Source organism: Streptomyces sp. NPDC050548 (assembly GCF_044457385.1).
Lineage (GTDB): Bacteria > Actinomycetota > Actinomycetes > Streptomycetales > Streptomycetaceae > Streptomyces.
On the sequence record NZ_JBITGV010000001.1, the window covers coordinates 835,847 to 854,290 of the forward strand.

The window sequence follows — 18,444 nt, forward strand, 5'->3', positions numbered from 1 at the left end:
CCGTGATAAACGCACACCCAGTTGAATGACCTCTGAGGAGACAGTGCTGTGACCGGGATCAAGACGACCGGCGAGAAGAAGATGATGTTCTTCTCCGGCCGCGCCCACCCCGAGCTTGCCAAGGAGGTCGCCCACCAGCTGGGTGTCGGGGTCGTCCCGACCAAGGCCTTCGACTTCGCGAACGGCGAGATCTACGTCCGCTTCGAGGAGTCGGTGCGCGGGGCGGACTGTTTCGTGATCCAGAGCCACACGGCTCCGATCAACCAGTGGGTCATGGAGCAGCTCATCATGATCGACGCGCTGAAGCGCGCCTCGGCCCGCTCCATCACGGTGATCGTGCCGTTCTACGGCTACGCCCGCCAGGACAAGAAGCACCGCGGCCGTGAGCCGATCTCGGCCCGGCTGATCGCCGACCTGATGAAGACGGCGGGCGCCCACCGCATCCTCACCGTCGACCTGCACACCGACCAGATCCAGGGCTTCTTCGACGGCCCCGTGGATCATCTCTTCGCCCTCCCGCTCCTCGCGGACTACGTGGGCTCCAAGGTCGACCGCAGCAAGCTGACCGTCGTCTCCCCGGACGCCGGCCGCGTGCGCGTCGCCGACCGCTGGTGCGACCGCCTCGGCGCGCCCCTGGCGATCGTGCACAAGCGGCGCGACAAGGACGTGGCGAACCAGGTGACGGTCCACGAGGTCGTCGGCGAGGTCAAGGGCCGCGTCTGCGTCCTGGTCGACGACATGATCGACACCGGCGGAACGATCTGCGCCGCGGCGGACGCGCTGTTCGCGCACGGTGCGGAGGATGTCATCGTCACGGCCACGCACGGTGTGCTCTCCGGCCCGGCCGCCGACCGCCTCAAGAACTCCCGAGTCAGCGAGTTCGTCCTCACCGACACGCTCCCCACGCCGGGTGAGGTGGGCGCCGACCTCGACAAGATCACGGTCCTGTCGATCGCGCCGACCATCGCGAGCGCGGTTCGTGAGGTCTTCGAGGACGGATCTGTGACGAGCCTGTTCGACGAACACTGAGCGCTCCGCGGGGGGCCGTCGATCGTCCGCGGCGCCATCGTGGCTGGTCGCGCCGTTCCCCGCGCCCCTTCAGGGCGCTCGTGAACCGGCGTTTCCAGGTGATCGATTTCTGATACGGCCTCTCCGCCGAGTAAGCTGCCCAAGTTGCTCGGCGAGGGAGGCCGTACCGCTTCGTGAGAAGTTCGTACGGCGGTCCGTTATCGACGCGCTCTTCGTAGCAGGCCGATGTTCGGCCGGGTGACCACCTTCCCCGACTGTTCTACGAGGAGTGACCATGGCCGACGTCAAGCTCACCGCCGAGACCCGCACCGAGTTCGGCAAGGGTGCCGCCCGCCGTATCCGCCGTGACAAGAAGGTTCCCGCCGTGGTCTACGGCCACGGTGTGGACCCGCTGCACGTCACGCTGCCGGGCCACGAGCTGCAGCTCGCCCTGCGTACCCCGAACGTCCTGCTGACCCTGGACATCGAGGGCAAGACCCAGCTCGCCATCCCGAAGGCCGTCCAGCGCGACGCCATCAAGGGCTTCCTTGAGCACGTCGACCTGCTCACCGTGAAGAGCGGCGAGAAGGTCACCGTCGAGGTCTACGTCCACACCGAGGGCGAGCTGGCCCCGGGCTCCTTCCTGCTGGAGCACGTCCTCAGCACGATCACCGTCGAGGCCGAGGCCACCCACATCCCCGAGTCGGTCACCGTGTCCATCGCGGGCCTGGAGGCCGGTGCCTCCATCGCCGCCAAGGACATCCCGCTGCCCAAGGGCACCACGCTGGCCATCGACGAGGACGCGGTCGTCCTCCAGGTGCTGGCCGCCCAGGCGGAAGAGGCGCCCGCCGACGGCGAGGCCGAGGCCACCGAGGCCTGATCCTCACCTTCACCACTGTGTCAGCCGCTGTTCCCACCGGGAGCAGCGGCTGGCGCGTATCAAGGAGACATGGACGTGACGACCGACGCGAACGCCCCCTGGCTGATCGTGGGCCTCGGCAACCCGGGCCCCGAGTACGCGGCCAACCGGCACAACGTGGGCTTCATGGTGGCCGACCTGCTCGCGGAGCGGATCGGCGGCAAGTTCAAGCGGGCCGGGAAGGCGCAGGCGCAGGTCCTGGAGGGCCGGATCGGGGCGCCAGGTCCGGCGAGCCGCCGGGTCGTCCTCGTCAAGCCGATGTCGTACATGAACCTGTCGGGCGGTCCGGTCAACGCGCTGCGTGACTTCTACAAGGTGCCGCTCGCGAACATCGTCGCGGTCCACGACGAGCTGGACATCGACTACGGCACCCTCCGTCTGAAGCTCGGCGGCGGCGACAACGGCCACAACGGGCTGAAGTCGATGACGAAGGCGATGGGCCCGGACTACCACCGGGTGCGGTTCGGGATCGGGCGCCCGCCGGGCCGTATGCAGGTGGCGGACTTCGTGCTGAAGGACTTCTCGTCCACGGAGCGCAAGGAACTGGACTTCCTCGTGGACCGCGCCACCGACTCGGTGGAGTGTCTGGTGAGCGAGGGTCTGGAGCGGGCGCAGAGCGCGTACAACTCCTGACTTGACCGACTTGTCGGTGACCGAAGTTGACCGCGTGTGCGGGTATGGCCAATGATCCCCGCCATGAACTTCGGACGGCTCGCGGCAATGGGCACGGTCGCCGCGCTGATCCTGATCGCCGGGGTCTGGGGCTCCTGGCCCACTGCGCACAACGTGATGCTGACCAAGGGCCGCGAGAGCGGCACGATCCAGGTCACCGCGTGCGGCGACGACACCTGCACCGGTCCCTACACACCGGTGTCGACCGGGTCGAAGGCCCGCGCCACCGTCGTCATCGACCACACGGTCGCGGTGAAGAAGGGCAAGACGTACGCGGTGGTCGTGAAGCCGGGCACCGACGAGGTCATGCGCTCCGGCCCCGCCGGAATCCTCTACGCCTGGGTCCCCCTCGGCGGCGCCCTCCTGCTGGCCTCGGTGGTGGTCGCCGGCGGCCTGCGCCTGACCCGGGCCGCGTGGGTACTTGCCGGTTCGGGGATCGCGTTGCTGACGGCGGCGTTCGTAGCACTCTGACCGCTCGAAAGACGGATGCCCCCGAGCCGCTGCGGCAGCTCGGGGGCACCCTTTTCGCGGTTCCTCAGCCGGTGTTGCGCAGGCCCGCCGCCACACCGTTGACGGTGAGGAGCAGGGCCCGGCTCAGCAGCGGGTCGGGTTCCGCACCGGCCGCCGCCTCGTCGCGCTGGCGCTTGAGGAGGGCGACCTGGAGGTAGGAGATCGGGTCGAGGTAGGCGTCGCGGATGGTGAACGTCTGCTTCAACGCCGGGGTGGCGTCGAGGAGTTCGGCCTCACCGGTGACGCGGAGCACCTCGGCGACGGTCAGGTCGTGCTCGGCGCGGATGGTGTCGAAGACGTGCTTCAACTCGTCCGGGACGAGGGTGTCGACGTAGTGCTGGGCGATCCGCAGGTCCGTCTTGGCCAGCGTCATCTCGACGTTGGAGATGAAGTTGCGGAAGAAGTGCCACTGCTCGTGCATCTCGTCGAGCACGGTGTCGAGACCGGCCTCGCGCAGCGCCTTCAGCCCCGAGCCCACGCCGTACCAGCCGGGCACGATCTGCCGGGACTGGGTCCAGCCGAACACCCACGGGATCGCGCGCAGTCCGTCGAGCGAGACGCCCGAGCCGGGGCGGCGGGAGGGCCGCGAGCCCAGGTGCAGATCGGCGAGCTGGTCCACCGGCGTGGAGGCGAGGAAGTACGTCGGCAGGTCCGGGTCCTCGACCAGCCTGCGGTAAGCGGCGTGGGCGGCGTCGCTGACCACGTCCATGGCGGCGTCCCAGCGGGCCAGCGCCTCGTCGGACTGGCGGGGCGAGGTGTGCAGGGCGGAGGCCTGGAGGGTGGCGGCGACCGTCAGCTCCAGGTTCTCGCGCGCCAGCGACGGCACGAGGTACTTGTCGGAGATGACCTCGCCCTGCTCGGTCACCTTGATCTCGCCCTCCAGCGTGCCCCAGGGCTGGGCGAGGATCGCGTCGTGCGACGGACCGCCACCGCGGCCGACGGTCCCGCCACGACCGTGGAAGAGCCGGAGCCGCACCCCATACCGGTGCGCCACGTCACGCAGCCGCCGCTGCGCCCGGTGGATCTCCCACTGACTGGTCGTGATACCGCCGAACTTCGACGAGTCCGAGTACCCGAGCATGACCTCCTGGACATCCCCGCGCAGCGCCACGAGCCGCCGGTAGGACGGGTCGGAGAGCATGTCCTCCAGGATGGTGTCGGCGGCCTTCAGTTCGTCCGTGGTCTCCAGGAGCGGCACGATGCCGACCTTCGCCCACCCGGCGTGCAGGTCGATCAGCCCGGCCTCGCGGGCGAGGACCGCGGCGGCGAACACGTCGTCGGCGCCCTGGCACATCGAGATGATGTACGACTCGATGACCTCGGGCCCGAAGACCGCGAGGGCCTTCTTGACGGTCTCGAACACCCCGAGGGTCTTCTCACCGGCCGCGTCGACGGGCGCCGGGGTGGGGGCGAGGGGCCTGCGCGACCGCAGCTCCTTCGCGAGGAGCTTGGCGCGGTACTCGCGGGGCATGTCCGAGTAGCGCCAGGACTCCTCGCCGAGCCGGTCGAAGAGCTGGCCGAGCGCGTGGTGGTGGGCGTCCGCGTGCTCGCGTACGTCCATGGTGGCGAGCTGGAGGCCGAACGCGCCGAGCGTGCGGATCGTACGGTCCATGCGGCCGTCGGCGAAGAGGCCGCCGCGGTGGGCGCGCAGGGAGGTCTGGATCAGGGTGAGGTCGTGCAGCAGCTCGGCGGTGCCGAGGTAGTCGCGGCCGGGCTGGTGCGGGGTGTCCTTGGCCAGGCGGCTCTTGGTGTTCTCCAGCTTCTGCCGGATGCAGGTGGCCTTGAGCCGGTAGGGCTCCTCGGCGTTGAGCCGCTTGTAGCGGGGGCTGATCTCGGGCAGCAGCTCCAGGTCGGCCTGGAGGGACTCCAGCAGCTCGTCCGTCGCGCCCGTGTAGCGGATGGAGTTGGAGAGGAAGCCGCGCAGCTCGTCGATCGTCTCCAGGGCGTCGTTGATGCCGTGCTCGTGCTGGAGGATCAGGACGTCCCAGGTGACCTGGGGGGTGACGTTCGGGTTGCCGTCGCGGTCGCCGCCGATCCAGGTGCCGAAGGTGAGCGGGCGGGTGTCGTCGGGCAGCTTGACGCCGACGCGCTCCAGCTCGGCGGTGAGGTCTTCGAGGACGTCACCGACGGCGCCGGCGTGCAGCTCGTCGAGGTAGTAGATGGCGTTGCGCGCTTCGTCGGCGGGCTCCGGCCGTACGACCCTCAGCTCGTCGGTCTGCCACACCAGGTCGATGTTCTCGGCGAGCCGGGTGTCGTAGCGGCGGCGGTCGGACTCGATGACCGGGGTCTCCAGGAGCGCGGCGATGCGCCGGAGCTTGTTGAGGACCGACCGGCGCGCGGCCTCGGTGGGGTGCGCGGTGAAGACCGGGCGGACGTTCAGGTTCTTGACCGTCTCGCGCAGGTGGTCGGGGTCGGCGTCCTTGAGGCGGTCGGCCGTACGGGCGAGGAGACCGCCCTCGGCGGCCCGGCGGGCGCGCAGCTCACGGCCGCGGTGCACCTGCTCGGTGACGTTGGCCAGGTGGAAGTAGGTGGAGAAGGCGCGGACCAGCTTGGCGGCGGTCTCCAGCTCGGTGCCGCGCAGCAGCTCGGCGGCGGCCTCGCCGTCCTCCCGGGTGAGGCGGCGGACCTTCTCGACCAGTTCGAGCAGTTCGGGGCCCTCCTGGCGGACGAGGGTCTCGCCCAGCAGATCGCCGAGGCGCCGGATGTCGGCGCGCAGCTCGTTGTTGGTCGTGGTGGCCTGGTCGTCGGCACTGCTCACAGGTGCGGCTCCTTGCAGTGTTTGAAGCTCGTCCGGAGGGAACCCGGACGGCGGTCCCGCGGCGGCTGTCGCATACGGGACGGACATCCGGGAAGAAAACAGAGCGGACCGCGCTGTCCGACCGACACCAAGGATAGGTGTCCACTCTGACGCGCGGTCTCACGGGCTTCGTCCACCGGTCGACGCACTGCCATACTTACGTCGCCGTAGGTTACGGAACCGTAGGGAAGTCCATGGTGAACTCATACTCGGCTCCCGCCGTCCGACGCTCCGCCTCCACCTCCGAACCCCACAGGGGACGCCCATGACCACGAGCTCCGATGTGATCGACGACGCCCCGCGGGCGAACGACGACGGTACTCCGCTGCCCGCCGCCACCCTCGGCGGCGAGAAAAAGGGGTCGCTGGAACAGCTGACCCTCCTTCTCTTCATCACCGTCCCCTTCCTGGCGCTGCTCGCGGCCGTGCCGCTGGCGTGGAGCTGGGGCGGGGTGAGCTGGCTGGATCTCGGCCTGCTGGTGTTCTTCTACTACCTGGGCTGCCACGGCGTGACGATCGGCTACCACCGGTACTTCACGCACGGCTCCTTCAAGGCGAAGCGCCCGCTGCGGATCGCGATCGCCATCGCCGGGTCGATGGCTGTCGAGGGCCCGCTGGTGCGCTGGGTGGCCGACCACCGCAAGCACCACAAGTTCTCCGACGCGGAGGGCGACCCGCATTCGCCGTGGCGCTACGGCGAGACCGTGCCCGCGCTGATCAAGGGCCTGTGGTGGGCGCACATCGCGTGGATGTTCGACGAGGAGCGCACCCCGCAGGACAAGTACGCGCCGGACCTGATCAAGGACCGCACGATCCGGGCGATCTCCCGCCAGTTCATCTTCTGGACGATGCTGTCGCTCGCGCTGCCCCCGCTGATCGGCGGCCTGGCGACGATGTCCTGGTGGGGCGCGTTCACCGGCTTCTTCTGGGGTTCGCTCGTCCGGGTGGCGCTGCTGCACCACGTCACCTGGTCGATCAACTCGATCTGCCACGCGGTCGGCAAGCGCCCCTTCAAGTCCCGTGACCGCTCGGGCAACGTGTGGTGGCTGGCGGTCCTGTCCTGCGGCGAGTCCTGGCACAACCTGCACCACGCCGACCCGACCTCCGCGCGGCACGGTGTGATGCGCGGCCAGATCGACTCCTCGGCGCGGATCATCCGCTGGTGCGAGCAGCTCGGCTGGGCCTATGACGTGCGCTGGCCGTCACGCTCGCGTATCGATTCGCGCCGTATCTCCGGTCCGGACGGCTCTCGGCCCCGGAAGGAGTCGGCGGAGGCGGCATGATTGACGCCGTGGCGACCGATCCCAGCAGCACCCCGAGCAACGAGAAGCCCCGGCGCGCGCGCCGAACCCGGATGACGGGAGCCGAACGCCGGGCCCAGCTGCTGGAAGTCGGTCGCACGCTCTTCGCGGCGAAAGGTTTCGAGGCCACGTCGGTGGAGGAGATCGCGGCGAAGGCCGGGGTCTCCAAGCCGGTGGTCTACGAGCACTTCGGCGGCAAGGAGGGCCTGTACGCGGTGGTCGTGGACCGCGAGATGCGCCGCCTGCTGGACATGGTGACCAGCTCCCTGACGGCCGGCCACCCCCGCGAACTCTGCGAACAGGCGGCCTTCGCCCTCCTCGACTACATCGAGGAGTACACGGACGGCTTCCGCATCCTGGTCCGCGACTCCCCCATCCCCCAGTCCACGGGTTCCTTCGCGTCCCTCATCTCGGACATCGCGACCCAGGTCGAGGACATCCTGGGCCGCGAGTTCAAGAGCCGAGGCTTCGACGCCAAGCTCGCCCCCCTCTACGCCCAGGCCCTCGTCGGCATGGTCGCCCTCACCGGCCAGTGGTGGCTGGACGTCCGCCGCCCGAAGAAGGCGGAGGTGGCGGCACATCTGGTGAACCTGGCATGGCACGGGCTGGACGGGCTGGAGGCGAAGCCTCGGTTGATAGGGCACCGGAAGAGCTGACGGACCGCTGGGGCACAACCGGGAGTCCGTCGCCCTCACCGAGGACGGGCATGTGGTCGCACTCCTCGTCTCGCCGCAGGTGATAGAGGATCTCGAAGACGCCCTCGCCGTCTCGGACCATCAGCGGCGCAAGGCGGAGGGCACTCTGGGTCCGGGCATCCCCATGACCGAGGTGCGAAGTCGACTGGGACTTGAGAAGAAGTGACCTGCCAGATCATTTCCGAGCCTCACGCCCTGGACTGCGCCACTCGCTCGACGACGAAGTGATCCACATCCTCGTCACCCACCTGGGCCGAACCGCCTGACCGCCTCCAGGAACTCCAGCCGGTTCCCCACCGGATCCTCCGAGTAGAAGCGCCGGTAGCCGGGCAGATCCGAGTCCCAAGTGACAGGCGCCCCAAGGGACTTCAGCCGGGCCGCGTACGCCTCGATGTCGGTCACGCGGAGCCCCGGGTGGGCCTTCTTCGCCGGGCGGAAGTCGGCCTCGATCCCCAGGTGCAGCTGCACCGCCCCCGCCCCGAACCAGCAGCCGCCCCGCGCGGCGAGTACCGGCGGTTTCGGGATCTCGGTCATGCCGAGGGTGTCGACGTAGTAGGCGCGCAGCGCGTCCTCCGACCCCTCCGGAGCCGCCAACTGCACATGATCCACGGCCGCGATCACCCCTCACACCCCCTTACGGGCCACCGCGAACAGCCGCCGGAACGGCAGCACCGTGCCGTACTCCGCCGTCGGATACGCCTCGCGCAGCAGGTCGCGGTACTCCGTCACGAACGCGTCCCGCGCCTCCGGGTCGTCGGCGAGCGCGGTGAGGACCGGGCGCAGGCCCGTGCCCTTGACCCAGTCGAGGACGGGGTCGGGGCCGGGCAGGATGTGCTGGTACGTCGTCTGCCAGACGTCGGCCGCGCAGCCGAGGCGGGCCAGGCGGTCGAGGTAGACGCCGGGTGCGTGGACCGAGTCCTCGCGGCGCAGCACCTCGCCGAGCCGGCTCTTCCAGCGGGCGGTGGCGGCGAGTTCGCGCATCAGGGTGTGCAGGGGCGCGTCGATGTTGTCCGGGACTTGGAAGGCGAAGGTGCCGGCGGGCGCGAGCGCGGAGATCCAGTCGCCGAACCGGTCCAGGTGTCCCGGCACCCACTGCAGCGCCGCGTTCGACACGATCAGGTCGTACGGCTGCGCGGGCGCCCACCGCGTCGCGTCCGCGTGGGCGAAGTCGAGGTGGCCGCCGCCGGTCGTGGGGCCCGTGTGGGCGGCTGCCTTCTCCAGCATCTCGGGTGAGTTGTCGTAGCCGGTGATGTGCGCGGTGGGCCAGCGGTCGGCGAGGACGGCGGTCATGTTGCCGGGGCCGCAGCCGAGGTCGGCGACGCGGGGCGGGGTGCCGGGGACGTCGGTGACGCGGGCGAGGAGGTCGGTGAACGGGCGGGCGCGGTGGCCGGCGTGGCGCAGGTACTGGGCGGGGTCCCAAGTCGTCATGTCTCCCACTTTCCCCGCCCCATTATCTCGATGTCAAGAGACTTGAGATCGAGTTAGTTGACGTCAAGAGACTTCATGTCGACACAACCACTACACTGATCGTCATGGAGGACGAGGTCGATCGGCTTGTCGCAGCGTGGCGCCGGGAGCGCCCGGACCTCGACGTGGAGCCGCTTGAGGTGCTCAGCCGGGTGAGCAGGCTGGCCCGGCACCTGGACCGGGCGCGCCGGCTGGCCTTCGCCGAGCACAGCCTCGAACCCTGGGAGTTCGACGTGCTGACGGCGCTGCGGCGCGCGGGCAGCCCCTACCAGCTCTCCCCCGGCCAGCTGCTGACCCAGACCCTGGTCACGTCCGGCACGATGACGAACCGCATCGACCGCCTGGCCCAGAAGGGCCTGGTCGAGCGGCTCCCCGACCCCAGCGACCGCCGGGGCGTACTGGTCCGGCTCACCGAGGAGGGCCAGGACCGCGCGGACCAGGCCCTGGCCGGACTGCTGGCGCAGGAGCGCGCGATCCTCGCGGAACTCTCCCGCGCCCAGCGGGGCGAACTGGCCGGACTGCTACGCCAGTTGACCGCCCCGTTCGACAACGTCCCCGGCTAGGTCGACGGGTCCGACACCCGCGCGCCGGGCGAGAGCCACCGCCGCGAGGGTCGAGTGGACCCCCAGCTTGCCGAGCACGTTTTGCATATGCGTCCGGACCGTGTGCGGGGAGAGGAACAGTCGCTCGGCGACCGCCTTGCGCCCCAACCCGGCCACCATGCAGCGCAGAACCTCGCGCTCCCGCGGAGTCAGCGACTCCACCAGACGCTCGCTCTCGGTGCGGTGCTTGCGTGCGGCCGTCAACTCGCGCAGGACCCCGGTCAGCAGGGCCGGCGGCAGATGTGTCTCGTCGCGCAGGACACCTCGGATGACGGTTAAAAGCCTGGACAGCGAGCAGTCCTTGGCGACCCAGCCGGAAGCACCGGCCTGCAGGGCCAGCGCGGCCCGGCGCGGATCGTCCTTCTCGGCCAGCACGACCATCCGTACGCTCGGCTGGGCGGAACGGACCCCGGCTACCAGGGAGATCCCGTCCACCAGCCCGTCCTCGTTGCCCGCCTGTACCGGCACGGCGGGGCGAATGCCCTGCACATTGCCGCCCAGGTCGGCGTCCACCAGCAGGACGTCGAATCTGCGGCCCTCGGCGTTCGCGCGCTCCATGCTGCGCAGCGCGGCGGGACCACTGCCGGCCGCGGACACGTCGACATCTGGCTCGGCCGCCAGTGCCGCGGCGAGCGACTCGGCGAAGATGCGATGGTCGTCGACGACCAGGACTCGGATGCGAACCACGAAACCCCCTTCCCCAGGCTCCTGGTGGAGCAGGGGATACCTCATCGTCGGGAGACGAAGCGATGGTTGCGGGTACGACGCCCGGGAGCTGCCGAAGCCGCACGGCCGCCGCCGTGCAGAGACTGCTACCCCCACATCGGGCGTCGTACCCGACTTGTCTCGCCCCCTGATCAGCACCGGCCCCCACCGGTGCTGTTCACAGGGTACGGCCGGGGGGCAGCAGCGGAACCCAATTTGCAGAACTGACTGTCCGGCGCGTTTATGGTGAGCCGCATGTTTCGTATTGAGACGGAAGTCGACAGAGAGCGACGCGATCTGCTCCGCGCCCGGCTGCTCGAAACCAACACGGCCGCGTCCCCGGTGCTGCGCGCGCTGCGCGGAACCCCTCGCGAACGTGAAGTTCCGCTCCACGTGTGGGCGTTGGACGACTCGGGGGAACTGGCGGGCGGAGCGGTCTGCCACACGTGGGCGGACTGGCTCCATGTGACCTATCTGTGGGTGGACGGCCGGCACCGGGGGACGGGTCTCGGCTCCCGACTGCTCGCGCGGGCGGAGCGCGTCGCCCGCGAAGAGCGCGGCTGTGTGGCGGCCCGGCTGGAGACATGGGACTTCCAGGCACCGGAGTTCTACAAGAAGCAGGGCTACGAGGTGGTGTGCGTGATCCCGGACTATCCGCCAGGGATCACGGAGTACACCCTCACCAAGAAACTGGGCTGACCACGGCGGTCGGTGAAGTGGCCGGTTGTGGACGTGCGTTGAGGTCGACCCTCTAAAGTCCCTGCCCGTGACAGTCACTTCGACGCAGGACGCCGGAAAATCATCGCTGTGGCGTGAACGGCCCTTCGTGCTCCTCGCCGCCGCCCGCACCGTCTCCGTGCTCGGCAACGGATTCGCCCGAGTGGCCCTCGCCTTCGCGGTGCTGGCCCTGCCCGGCGCCGGACCCGGCCGGCTCTCCCTGGTCCTGGCCTGCCAGGCGGTGCCGCAGCTGGTGCTCATCCTGGTCGGCGGGGTGATCGCGGACCGGATGTCACGCGCCCGGCTGATGGCGCTCGCGGATGTGCTGGGGGCCGGGGCGTACACGGGCCTGGCCGTGCTGGTCCTGTCCGGGCACGCGCCCGTCCTCGCGCTGTGTCTGCTGGCGGTGGCGGCCGGTACGGCGACGGCCCTGTTCGCCCCGGCGATGGAGGGCATCGTGCCGCTGGTGGTCTCCGCGGACCGCCTGCAGCGGGCGAACGGTCTGCTGCGGGTGGGCACCAACAGCGCGATGCTCCTCGGCCTGTCGCTCTCGGGCGTGACGGTGGCGCTGGTCGGCCCCGGCTGGGCGCTGGCCCTGAACGCCGCGTCCTTCGCCCTCAGCGCGGCCCTGACGGCCCGCCTCCCGGTCCCGGCCCGCCCGCCCAGGAAGACCTCCGGCTGGGCCGATCTCCGGGACGGCTGGCAGGAGTTCGCGTCCCGCCAGTGGCTGTGGGTCGTGGTGGCCCAGTGGTCGATCGTGGTGGCGGCGCTCAACGCGAACGTGGGCGTCCTCGGCCCCCTGACCGCCGACCGCCACCTCGGCGGCGCCCGCGCCTGGTCCCTGATCGTCGCCGCGCAGGCCCTGGGCACGATCGCCGGCGCGGGCCTGGCCTCCCGCGTCCGGGTCCGCCGCCCGATCCTGGTGGCGGTCCTGGCCACGTTCCCGACGGCGGCACCGGTCGCCCTGCTCGCCGTACGGGCCCCGGTCTGGCTGATCGCCGTCGCGATGTTCACGGCCGGAGTCTCCAGCGACGTCTTCGGCGTCCTGTGGAGCACCACGATCCACCGCGAGATCCCGGAGGAGTCCCTCTCCCGGGTCAGCTCCTACGACTACTTCGGCTCCCTGTCCTTCGCCCCCCTCGGCCTGCTGATCGCCGGACCACTCGCGGCGACCGTGGGCCTGGGACACGCCCTCGCGGCATGCGCGGGGCTGGTGGTACTGGCCACGGGGGCGGCGCTGCTGGCGCCGGGGGTGCGGAGGCTCACAGCTCCTTGAGGGCGTCCAGGCTGATGTCGACGTCGATGCCGTAGGGCACGCTCAGGTCGAGCTTCTCGTGGTGGATGCCGGTCAGAGCGTACGTCTTGTTCACCGGGTCGATCTCGTAGACCCGGACCACCGGGTGCTGGTTGCCCTCTGCCATCTCGACCAGCCAGAAGTACGGGATACCGGCGGCGGCGTACTTGCGGGGCTTGGTGTCGCGGTCGCGGGCCTCGGAGTCCGGAGAGACGACCTCGACGGCGAGCAGGACGTCCTCGGCCTGGAAGCGGGTCTGCTCCAGGCCGGTGACGGCTTCGGCACGGACGAGCGAGATGTCGGGCTCCGGGCCGTTGCGGCGGTCGAGAACGACGGTCATCTCGCGACGGACCTTGAATTCCGCGGGAACCGTCCGGCGCAAGCCGCCTACCAGCAGGTCGATCATCGTGCTGTGAAAATCCCGCTGCGGACTCACGAAGACCAGGCTCCCGTCGATCAGCTCGGTGTGCGGCGGGAGGTCGGGCAAGGTGAACAGGTCGTCCACGGTGTAACCATCCCGGGGCGGCACCGGCCAGTGGCAGCCGGGCTGAGCGCTCGGCTCGGCAAGGGGCTCGGCGGTCATGGTGATTCCTCCCATGGGCGGGATTCTCGGCCTGCGCGTCCACGGTAACCGCCGGAATCCGCGTGCGTCATCACAAAGGGTGACCGGCCCGGTCCGACGGCCCCCGGTGCCGCTCCCCACCCGCCGGCGAGCGGGGAGACGACGAGCCCGGGATCAGCTCACCCGCCGCGCCCCCGCCGAAGGCACCGCCGGGAACACCCGCGGCGCGGTGTAACCGGCCCCCGCGAACGCCTCCTCGACCGCCTTCGTGATCGTGTCCGCGTCCGTGGCCTCGACCAGGACGATCGCCGAGCCGCCGAAGCCGCCGCCCGTCATCCGTGCGCCGAGGGCGCCCGCGCCGACCGCCGTGTCGACCACGAGGTCCAACTCCGGGCAGGAGATGCGCAGATCGTCGCGGAGGGAGGCGTGGCCCTCGGTCAACACCGGGCCGATCGCCCGGACTTCGCCCGCGTCCAGGAGGGAGATCACCTGGTCGACCCGGTGGTCGTCGGAGACGACGTGGCGGACGTAGCGGCGGATGCGTTCGTCCGACAGCCGTGCCAGTGACGACTCCAGGTCCTCGTACGCCACGTCCCGCAGGAAGGGGACGCCGAGTTGGCGGGCGCCCTCCTCGCAGCCCTCACGGCGTTCCGCGTACTCGCCGTCTCCGAGGGCGTGCTTCACACGGCTGTCGACCACCAGGAGCGACAGGCCCTCCGACGCCAGGTCGAACGGGATCTGACGGATCGACAGATCACGGCAGTCGAGGTGGAGCGCGTGGCCCTCCTCGGCGCAGGCCGAGGCCGTCTGGTCCATGATGCCGCAGGGGACGCCCACGAAGTCGTTCTCCGCGCGCTGCGAGAAGCGGGCCAACTCCGGCCCGGACAGGCCGAGTTCGAAGAGGTCGTTCAGGGCCAGGGCCGTGACCACCTCAAGCGCCGCCGAGGACGACAGGCCCGCGCCCGTCGGGACCGTGGACGACAAGTGGATGTCCGCGCCGGTCACTTGGTGACCCGCCTCGCGCAACACCCAGACCACGCCCGCCGGATACGCGGCCCAGCTCGTGTTCGTGCGCGGGGCCAGTTCCTCGACATGCAGTTCCACGACCGGGCCCTCGATGTCCGCCGAGTGGAGCCGGAGGACTCCGTCGCTGCGGCGCGAGACCGCCGCCACCGCCGTGTGCGGCAGGGCGAGCGGCATCACGAAGCCCTCGTTGAAGTCGGTGTACTCGCCGATCAGGTTGACCCGGCCCGGCGCGGCCCAGACGCCCTCGGGAGCGGTGCCGTACAGCTCCTCGAAGCCCTCAAGTACACCCACGTGTTCTCTCCTAACCCTTCGATACGTTCTGCGCGAACGCCCACGCGTCCGCGACGATGCCCGCGAGGTCCGCGCGGGTCGGGTTCCAGCCGAGGCGCTCCTTGGCGCGGTCCGCCGAGGCGACCAGGGACGCCGGGTCGCCGCCGCGGCGCGGGGCGACGACCTCGGGGATCGGGTGTCCGGTGACCTGGCGGACCGTCTCGATGACCTGGCGGACGGAGAAGCCCTCGCCGTTGCCGAGGTTGCAGATCAGGTGCTCGCCGGGCGTGGCCGCCTTGAGCGCCAGCAGGTGCGCGTCGGCCAGGTCCGCCACGTGGATGTAGTCGCGGACGCAGGTGCCGTCCGGCGTCGGGTAGTCGTCGCCGTAGACGGAGATCGCGTCCCGCTTGCCCTGGGCGACCTGGAGGACCAGGGGGATGAGGTGCGACTCCGGGTCGTGCCGCTCGCCACAACTGCCGTACGCACCAGCCACGTTGAAGTAGCGGAGGGAGACCGCACCCAGGCCGTGGGCCGCCGCCTCGCTCGTGATCATGAAGTCGACCGACAGCTTCGACGCGCCGTAGGGGTTGGTCGGGGAGGTGCGGGCGGTCTCGACGATCGGGACCTCCTCCGGCTCGCCGTACGTGGCCGCCGTGGAGGAGAAGACGAGTTTGCGGACTCCCGCCTCGCGCATGGCGGCGAGGAGGGCCATGGAGCCGCCGACGTTGTTCTCCCAGTACTTCTCGGGCTTGACGACGGACTCGCCGACCTGGGAGAACGCGGCGAAGTGGAGGACGGCGTCGTAGGACGAGTCCAGCCACTTGGCGGCGTCGCGGATGTCGCCCTCGATGAACGACGCACCCGCCGGCACCCCTTCACGGAAGCCCGTCGAGAGGTTGTCCAGGACGGTGACCTCGTGGCCCGCCTCCAGCAGGTGCTGGGCGACCACGCTGCCGACGTAACCCGCCCCGCCCGTGACCAGGTACTTACCGCTCATCAACTCGCTACCTCTCGCAGTCGCTGTGCCGCGAACTCCGGCGGCACGTCGTTGATGAACACGCTCATGCCGGACTCGGAACCCGCGAGGAACTTCAGCTTGCCGGAAGTACGGCGAATGGTGAAAAGCTCAAGGTGGAGCGCGAAGTCGTCCCTGCTCACACCCTCGAACTCCTCCAGCGTGCCGAACGGCGCCTGGTGCCAGGCGGCGATGTACGGCGTCGGAGGCTCGCCCTCACCGAAGATCCGGTCGAAGCGCCTCAAGAGTTCCAGATAGACCTTGGGGAACTCTGTGCGCGCCGCCTCGTCGAGCCCGAGCAGATCGGGCACGCGGCGCTTGGGATACAGGTGGACCTCGTAGGGCCAGTGCGCGGAGTACGGCACGAAGGCGACCCAGTGTTCACCCTCAAGGACGACCCGCTCACCGGCGAGTTCACGCTCCAGGACGGCGTCGAAGAGGTTCTCCCCGCCGGTCGCCTCCTTATGAGTCGCGAGTGAACGCAGCATCAGCGCGGTGCGCGGGGTGGTGAACGGGTAGGCGTAGATCTGGCCGTGGGGATGACCGAGGGTCACACCGATCTCTTCGCCGCGGTTCTCGAAACAGAAGACCTGCTCGACGGAGGGAAGATGCGACAGCTCCGACGTCCGGTCCGTCCACGCCTCCAGGACGAGGGCCGCCTGCTCCTCGGTCAGCGAGGCGAAGGACGCGTCGTGGTCGGAGGTGAAGCAGACCACCTCGCAGCGGCCCGAGTCCCCGGCGAGCGAGGGGAAACGGTTCTCGAACACGACGACGTCGTACGAGGAGTCCGGGATCTCGCTGAGCCGGTCGCCCGTCGTCGGGCAGAGCGGGCACTGGTCGACCGGCGGGTGATAGATGCGGCCCTGGCGGTGCGAGGCGATCGCCACCGAATCGCCGAGCAGCACGTCCCGCCGTACCTCCGAAGTGGTGACCGTGCGCTCCAGCGGGCGGCGGTCCACCGCGTCGCGCACGGTGTCGTCCCGCAGGTCGTAGTAGATGAGCTCACGACCGTCGGCCAACCGGGTCGAGGTCTTCTTCACGCCGGGCTCTCCATCCGTACGTACATCCACGCCACATCCGGGCTTCACACAGAACTAAACACATCAAACCACCGATCCCCCCAGTCGTCACCATCAAAATCAAACAAAGAACACCAAACGAAGAACATCAAACAAGGTGAGCGCTTGATGCAGAATCTGCAGCCCCCCACCTCCCTCGCCGCCGAGCTCCGGCTCCCCACCAACGGGCTCGACTACACGATCCTGGCGATCTACTTCGTCGTCGTCCTCGGCATCGGTCTGGCCGCCCGCAGATCGGTGAAGACCAGCCTCGACTTCTTCCTCTCCGGGCGCTCCCTGCCCGCGTGGATCACCGGTCTCGCCTTCATCTCCGCCAACCTGGCCGCCACCGAGATCCTGGGCATGGCCGCGAACAGCGCGCAGTACGGCGCGTACACCGTGCACTGGTACTGGATCGGCGCCATCCCGGCCATGGTCTTCCTCGGCCTGGTGATGATGCCCTTCTACTACGGCTCGAAGGTGCGCTCGGTCCCGGAGTTCCTCCTCCTCCGCTTCGACAAGTGGGCACACCTGCTGAGTTCGTTCCTGTTCGCCTTCGCCGCGATCCTGATCGCCGGTGTGAACCTGTACGCCCTCGCGATCGTCGTCGAGGCGCTGCTGGGCTGGCCGCAGTGGGTGGCGATCGTCGTCGCGGGTGCCTTCGTGCTCGCGTACATCACCCTCGGCGGCCTGTCGTCGGCGATCTACAACGAAGTGCTCCAGTTCTTCGTGATCCTGGCCGCCCTCATCCCGATCTCCTACCTCGGCCTGAAGAAGGTCGGCGGCTGGGACGGGCTGACCCACAAGCTGGACGCGACCCACGGCCACAACTTCACCACCGCGTGGGGCGGCACCGGCATCGGCAGCGCCAACCCGCTGGGGGCGAACTGGCTGACCATCGTGCTGGGGCTGGGCTTCGTGCTGTCGTTCGGCTACTGGACGACGAACTTCGCGGAGGTACAGCGCGCGCTCTCCGCGAAGAACCTCTCCGCCGCCCAGCGCACCCCGCTCATCGCCGCGTACCCGAAGGTCTTCATCGTCTTCCTGGTGATGATCCCGGGCCTGGTCGCCGAGGCCCTGGTCCCGAAGATCGGCACACCCGGCTACTACCTGCAGTACAACCACGCGATCCCCTACCTGATGAGGACGCTGCTGCCCAACGGTGTCCTCGGCATCGCGGTGACCGGTCTGCTGGCGGCCTTCATGGCCGGTATGGCGGCCAACGTGTCGTCCTTCAACACCGTGTTCACGAACGACATCTGGGCCAGGTACGTCGTCCGGGACCGCGAGGACGGGTACTACGTCCGCTTCGGCCGCCTGATCACGGTGCTCGGCGTGGCGGCGTCGGTGGGCACGGCGTTCCTGGCGTCGTCCTTCTCCAACATCATGAGCTACCTCCAGACCCTGTTCTCCTTCTTCAACGTGCCGATGTTCGTCGTCTTCATCGTCGGCATGTTCTGGAAGAAGGCCACGCCCAAGTCCGGGTTCTGGGGCCTCCTCGCGGGCACGGTCACCGCGATGGTCAACTACTTCTGGATCTACAAGCAGGGGATCATCTCCATCCCCTCCGACCAGGGCGCCAACTTCGTCTCCGCGATCGCCGGGTTCGTCGCCGGTGCGGTGGTCATGTTCGCGGTGTCCCTGTTCACGCAACCGAAGCCGACCGAACAGCTCCAGGGCCTGGTCTACGGCACGACGTCCCCCGGCATGACCGAGGCGCCCGCCGCGGGCGACGACGCGTGGTACCGCCGGCCGGCCCTGCTCGGCTGGGGCGCGGTCATCCTGGCCGCCGTCTGCTACATCCCGTTCTCGTTCTAGCCGCGGGAG

The 18,444-nt window shown here is 69.6% G+C and carries 19 protein-coding genes; 11 read left to right on the plus strand and 8 right to left on the minus strand.

Annotated features, from left to right (window positions below):
- Positions 1-48 precede the first annotated feature (48 nt).
- The 4 genes from ACIBJH_RS03900 to ACIBJH_RS03915 all read left to right on the plus strand — a co-directional run bounded on the left by ACIBJH_RS03900 (position 49) and on the right by ACIBJH_RS03915 (position 3,070).
- The gene (locus tag ACIBJH_RS03900) at positions 49-1,029 is read left to right on the plus strand and encodes a ribose-phosphate diphosphokinase (protein ID WP_399115224.1); all 981 of its coding nucleotides are present in this window, start codon (positions 49-51) and stop codon (positions 1,027-1,029) included.
- A 274-nt stretch (positions 1,030-1,303) separates the two neighbouring features.
- On the plus strand, positions 1,304-1,888 hold the full coding sequence (locus tag ACIBJH_RS03905; RefSeq protein ID WP_359607299.1) for a 50S ribosomal protein L25/general stress protein Ctc: 585 nt from the start codon (positions 1,304-1,306) through the stop codon (positions 1,886-1,888).
- A gap of 69 nt (positions 1,889-1,957) precedes the next feature.
- Positions 1,958-2,560 (plus strand): aminoacyl-tRNA hydrolase, encoded by a 603-nt coding sequence (gene pth / locus ACIBJH_RS03910; RefSeq protein ID WP_399115225.1) that lies wholly within the window; start codon positions 1,958-1,960, stop codon positions 2,558-2,560.
- 63 nt (positions 2,561-2,623) lie between these two features.
- On the plus strand, positions 2,624-3,070 hold the full coding sequence (locus tag ACIBJH_RS03915) for a hypothetical protein (protein WP_399115226.1): 447 nt from the start codon (positions 2,624-2,626) through the stop codon (positions 3,068-3,070).
- 64 nt (positions 3,071-3,134) lie between these two features.
- Here ACIBJH_RS03915 and ppc read toward each other — a convergent pair whose 3' ends face one another.
- Positions 3,135-5,867, minus strand: a complete 2,733-nt coding sequence (gene ppc / locus ACIBJH_RS03920) for a phosphoenolpyruvate carboxylase (protein WP_399115227.1) — start codon at positions 5,865-5,867, stop codon at positions 3,135-3,137.
- A 304-nt stretch (positions 5,868-6,171) separates the two neighbouring features.
- On the opposite strand from ppc, the gene ACIBJH_RS03925 reads away from it, so the two are divergent.
- The 3 genes from ACIBJH_RS03925 to ACIBJH_RS03935 are packed head-to-tail and all read left to right on the plus strand — an operon-like array spanning position 6,172 to position 8,067.
- Positions 6,172-7,188 (plus strand): acyl-CoA desaturase, encoded by a 1,017-nt coding sequence (locus ACIBJH_RS03925; RefSeq protein ID WP_399115228.1) that lies wholly within the window; start codon positions 6,172-6,174, stop codon positions 7,186-7,188.
- Positions 7,185-7,862 carry a TetR/AcrR family transcriptional regulator gene (locus ACIBJH_RS03930; protein ID WP_019066628.1) on the plus strand — a complete coding sequence of 226 codons (678 nt, stop codon included), beginning with the start codon at positions 7,185-7,187 and terminating at the stop codon, positions 7,860-7,862. The genes ACIBJH_RS03925 and ACIBJH_RS03930 overlap by 4 nt, the downstream gene beginning before the upstream one ends.
- A gap of 52 nt (positions 7,863-7,914) precedes the next feature.
- Positions 7,915-8,067 (plus strand): hypothetical protein, encoded by a 153-nt coding sequence (locus ACIBJH_RS03935; protein WP_399115229.1) that lies wholly within the window; start codon positions 7,915-7,917, stop codon positions 8,065-8,067.
- A 74-nt stretch (positions 8,068-8,141) separates the two neighbouring features.
- Here ACIBJH_RS03935 and ACIBJH_RS03940 read toward each other — a convergent pair whose 3' ends face one another.
- Positions 8,142-8,522 carry a VOC family protein gene (locus ACIBJH_RS03940; RefSeq protein WP_399115230.1) on the minus strand — a complete coding sequence of 127 codons (381 nt, stop codon included), beginning with the start codon at positions 8,520-8,522 and terminating at the stop codon, positions 8,142-8,144.
- A 3-nt stretch (positions 8,523-8,525) separates the two neighbouring features.
- Complete coding sequence (locus ACIBJH_RS03945) at positions 8,526-9,329, minus strand: trans-aconitate 2-methyltransferase (RefSeq protein ID WP_399115231.1); 804 nt, start codon at positions 9,327-9,329, stop codon at positions 8,526-8,528.
- Between the two features lie 104 nt (positions 9,330-9,433).
- On the opposite strand from ACIBJH_RS03945, the gene ACIBJH_RS03950 reads away from it, so the two are divergent.
- A complete protein-coding gene (locus ACIBJH_RS03950; RefSeq protein WP_399115232.1) occupies positions 9,434-9,931 on the plus strand; it encodes a MarR family winged helix-turn-helix transcriptional regulator in 498 nt (165 codons plus the stop codon).
- On the opposite strand, the gene ACIBJH_RS03955 is transcribed toward ACIBJH_RS03950, so the two are convergent.
- The gene (locus ACIBJH_RS03955; protein WP_019066623.1) at positions 9,890-10,657 is read right to left on the minus strand and encodes a response regulator transcription factor; all 768 of its coding nucleotides are present in this window, start codon (positions 10,655-10,657) and stop codon (positions 9,890-9,892) included. The genes ACIBJH_RS03950 and ACIBJH_RS03955 overlap by 42 nt on opposite strands.
- A gap of 261 nt (positions 10,658-10,918) precedes the next feature.
- Here ACIBJH_RS03955 and ACIBJH_RS03960 point away from each other — a divergent pair, with 261 nt between their 5' ends.
- Positions 10,919-11,374, plus strand: a complete 456-nt coding sequence (locus ACIBJH_RS03960) for a GNAT family N-acetyltransferase (RefSeq protein WP_399115233.1) — start codon at positions 10,919-10,921, stop codon at positions 11,372-11,374.
- Positions 11,375-11,441: 67 nt separating this feature from the next.
- Complete coding sequence (locus ACIBJH_RS03965; RefSeq protein WP_399115234.1) at positions 11,442-12,668, plus strand: MFS transporter; 1,227 nt, start codon at positions 11,442-11,444, stop codon at positions 12,666-12,668.
- Here ACIBJH_RS03965 and ACIBJH_RS03970 read toward each other — a convergent pair.
- The 4 genes from ACIBJH_RS03970 to galT form a co-directional block, all read right to left on the minus strand.
- Positions 12,655-13,269 carry a Uma2 family endonuclease gene (locus ACIBJH_RS03970; RefSeq protein WP_399115235.1) on the minus strand — a complete coding sequence of 205 codons (615 nt, stop codon included), beginning with the start codon at positions 13,267-13,269 and terminating at the stop codon, positions 12,655-12,657. The two genes, ACIBJH_RS03965 and ACIBJH_RS03970, sit on opposite strands and share 14 nt — an antisense overlap.
- A gap of 153 nt (positions 13,270-13,422) precedes the next feature.
- Positions 13,423-14,565, minus strand: a complete 1,143-nt coding sequence (galK, locus tag ACIBJH_RS03975) for a galactokinase (RefSeq protein ID WP_399115236.1) — start codon at positions 14,563-14,565, stop codon at positions 13,423-13,425.
- Between the two features lie 10 nt (positions 14,566-14,575).
- Positions 14,576-15,541 carry a UDP-glucose 4-epimerase GalE gene (galE, locus tag ACIBJH_RS03980; RefSeq protein WP_399115237.1) on the minus strand — a complete coding sequence of 322 codons (966 nt, stop codon included), beginning with the start codon at positions 15,539-15,541 and terminating at the stop codon, positions 14,576-14,578.
- Positions 15,541-16,599 carry a galactose-1-phosphate uridylyltransferase gene (galT, locus tag ACIBJH_RS03985; protein WP_399115238.1) on the minus strand — a complete coding sequence of 353 codons (1,059 nt, stop codon included), beginning with the start codon at positions 16,597-16,599 and terminating at the stop codon, positions 15,541-15,543. The genes galE and galT overlap by 1 nt, the downstream gene beginning before the upstream one ends.
- 147 nt (positions 16,600-16,746) lie before the next feature.
- Between galT and ACIBJH_RS03990 the strand changes: the two genes are divergently transcribed.
- A complete protein-coding gene (locus ACIBJH_RS03990) occupies positions 16,747-18,435 on the plus strand; it encodes a sodium:solute symporter family protein (RefSeq protein ID WP_399115239.1) in 1,689 nt (562 codons plus the stop codon).
- The last annotated feature ends 9 nt before the right edge of the window (positions 18,436-18,444 follow it).

Excerpts from the sequence above, each read along its gene's own strand:
- ACIBJH_RS03945 (WP_399115231.1), bottom strand. The coding sequence starts at position 9,329 with ATGACGACTTGGGACCCCGCCCAGTACCTGCGCCACGCCGGCCACCGC.
- ACIBJH_RS03930 (WP_019066628.1), top strand. The coding sequence starts at position 7,185 with ATGATTGACGCCGTGGCGACCGATCCCAGCAGCACCCCGAGCAACGAG.
- ACIBJH_RS03970 (WP_399115235.1), bottom strand. The coding sequence starts at position 13,269 with ATGACCGCCGAGCCCCTTGCCGAGCCGAGCGCTCAGCCCGGCTGCCAC.
- ACIBJH_RS03960 (WP_399115233.1), top strand. The coding sequence starts at position 10,919 with ATGGTGAGCCGCATGTTTCGTATTGAGACGGAAGTCGACAGAGAGCGA.
- galE (WP_399115237.1), bottom strand. The coding sequence starts at position 15,541 with ATGAGCGGTAAGTACCTGGTCACGGGCGGGGCGGGTTACGTCGGCAGC.
- pth (WP_399115225.1), top strand. The coding sequence starts at position 1,958 with ATGGACGTGACGACCGACGCGAACGCCCCCTGGCTGATCGTGGGCCTC.
- ACIBJH_RS03950 (WP_399115232.1), top strand. The coding sequence starts at position 9,434 with ATGGAGGACGAGGTCGATCGGCTTGTCGCAGCGTGGCGCCGGGAGCGC.
- ACIBJH_RS03905 (WP_359607299.1), top strand. The coding sequence starts at position 1,304 with ATGGCCGACGTCAAGCTCACCGCCGAGACCCGCACCGAGTTCGGCAAG.
- ACIBJH_RS03915 (WP_399115226.1), top strand. The coding sequence starts at position 2,624 with ATGAACTTCGGACGGCTCGCGGCAATGGGCACGGTCGCCGCGCTGATC.
- ACIBJH_RS03925 (WP_399115228.1), top strand. The coding sequence starts at position 6,172 with ATGACCACGAGCTCCGATGTGATCGACGACGCCCCGCGGGCGAACGAC.
- ACIBJH_RS03990 (WP_399115239.1), top strand. The coding sequence starts at position 16,747 with ATGCAGAATCTGCAGCCCCCCACCTCCCTCGCCGCCGAGCTCCGGCTC.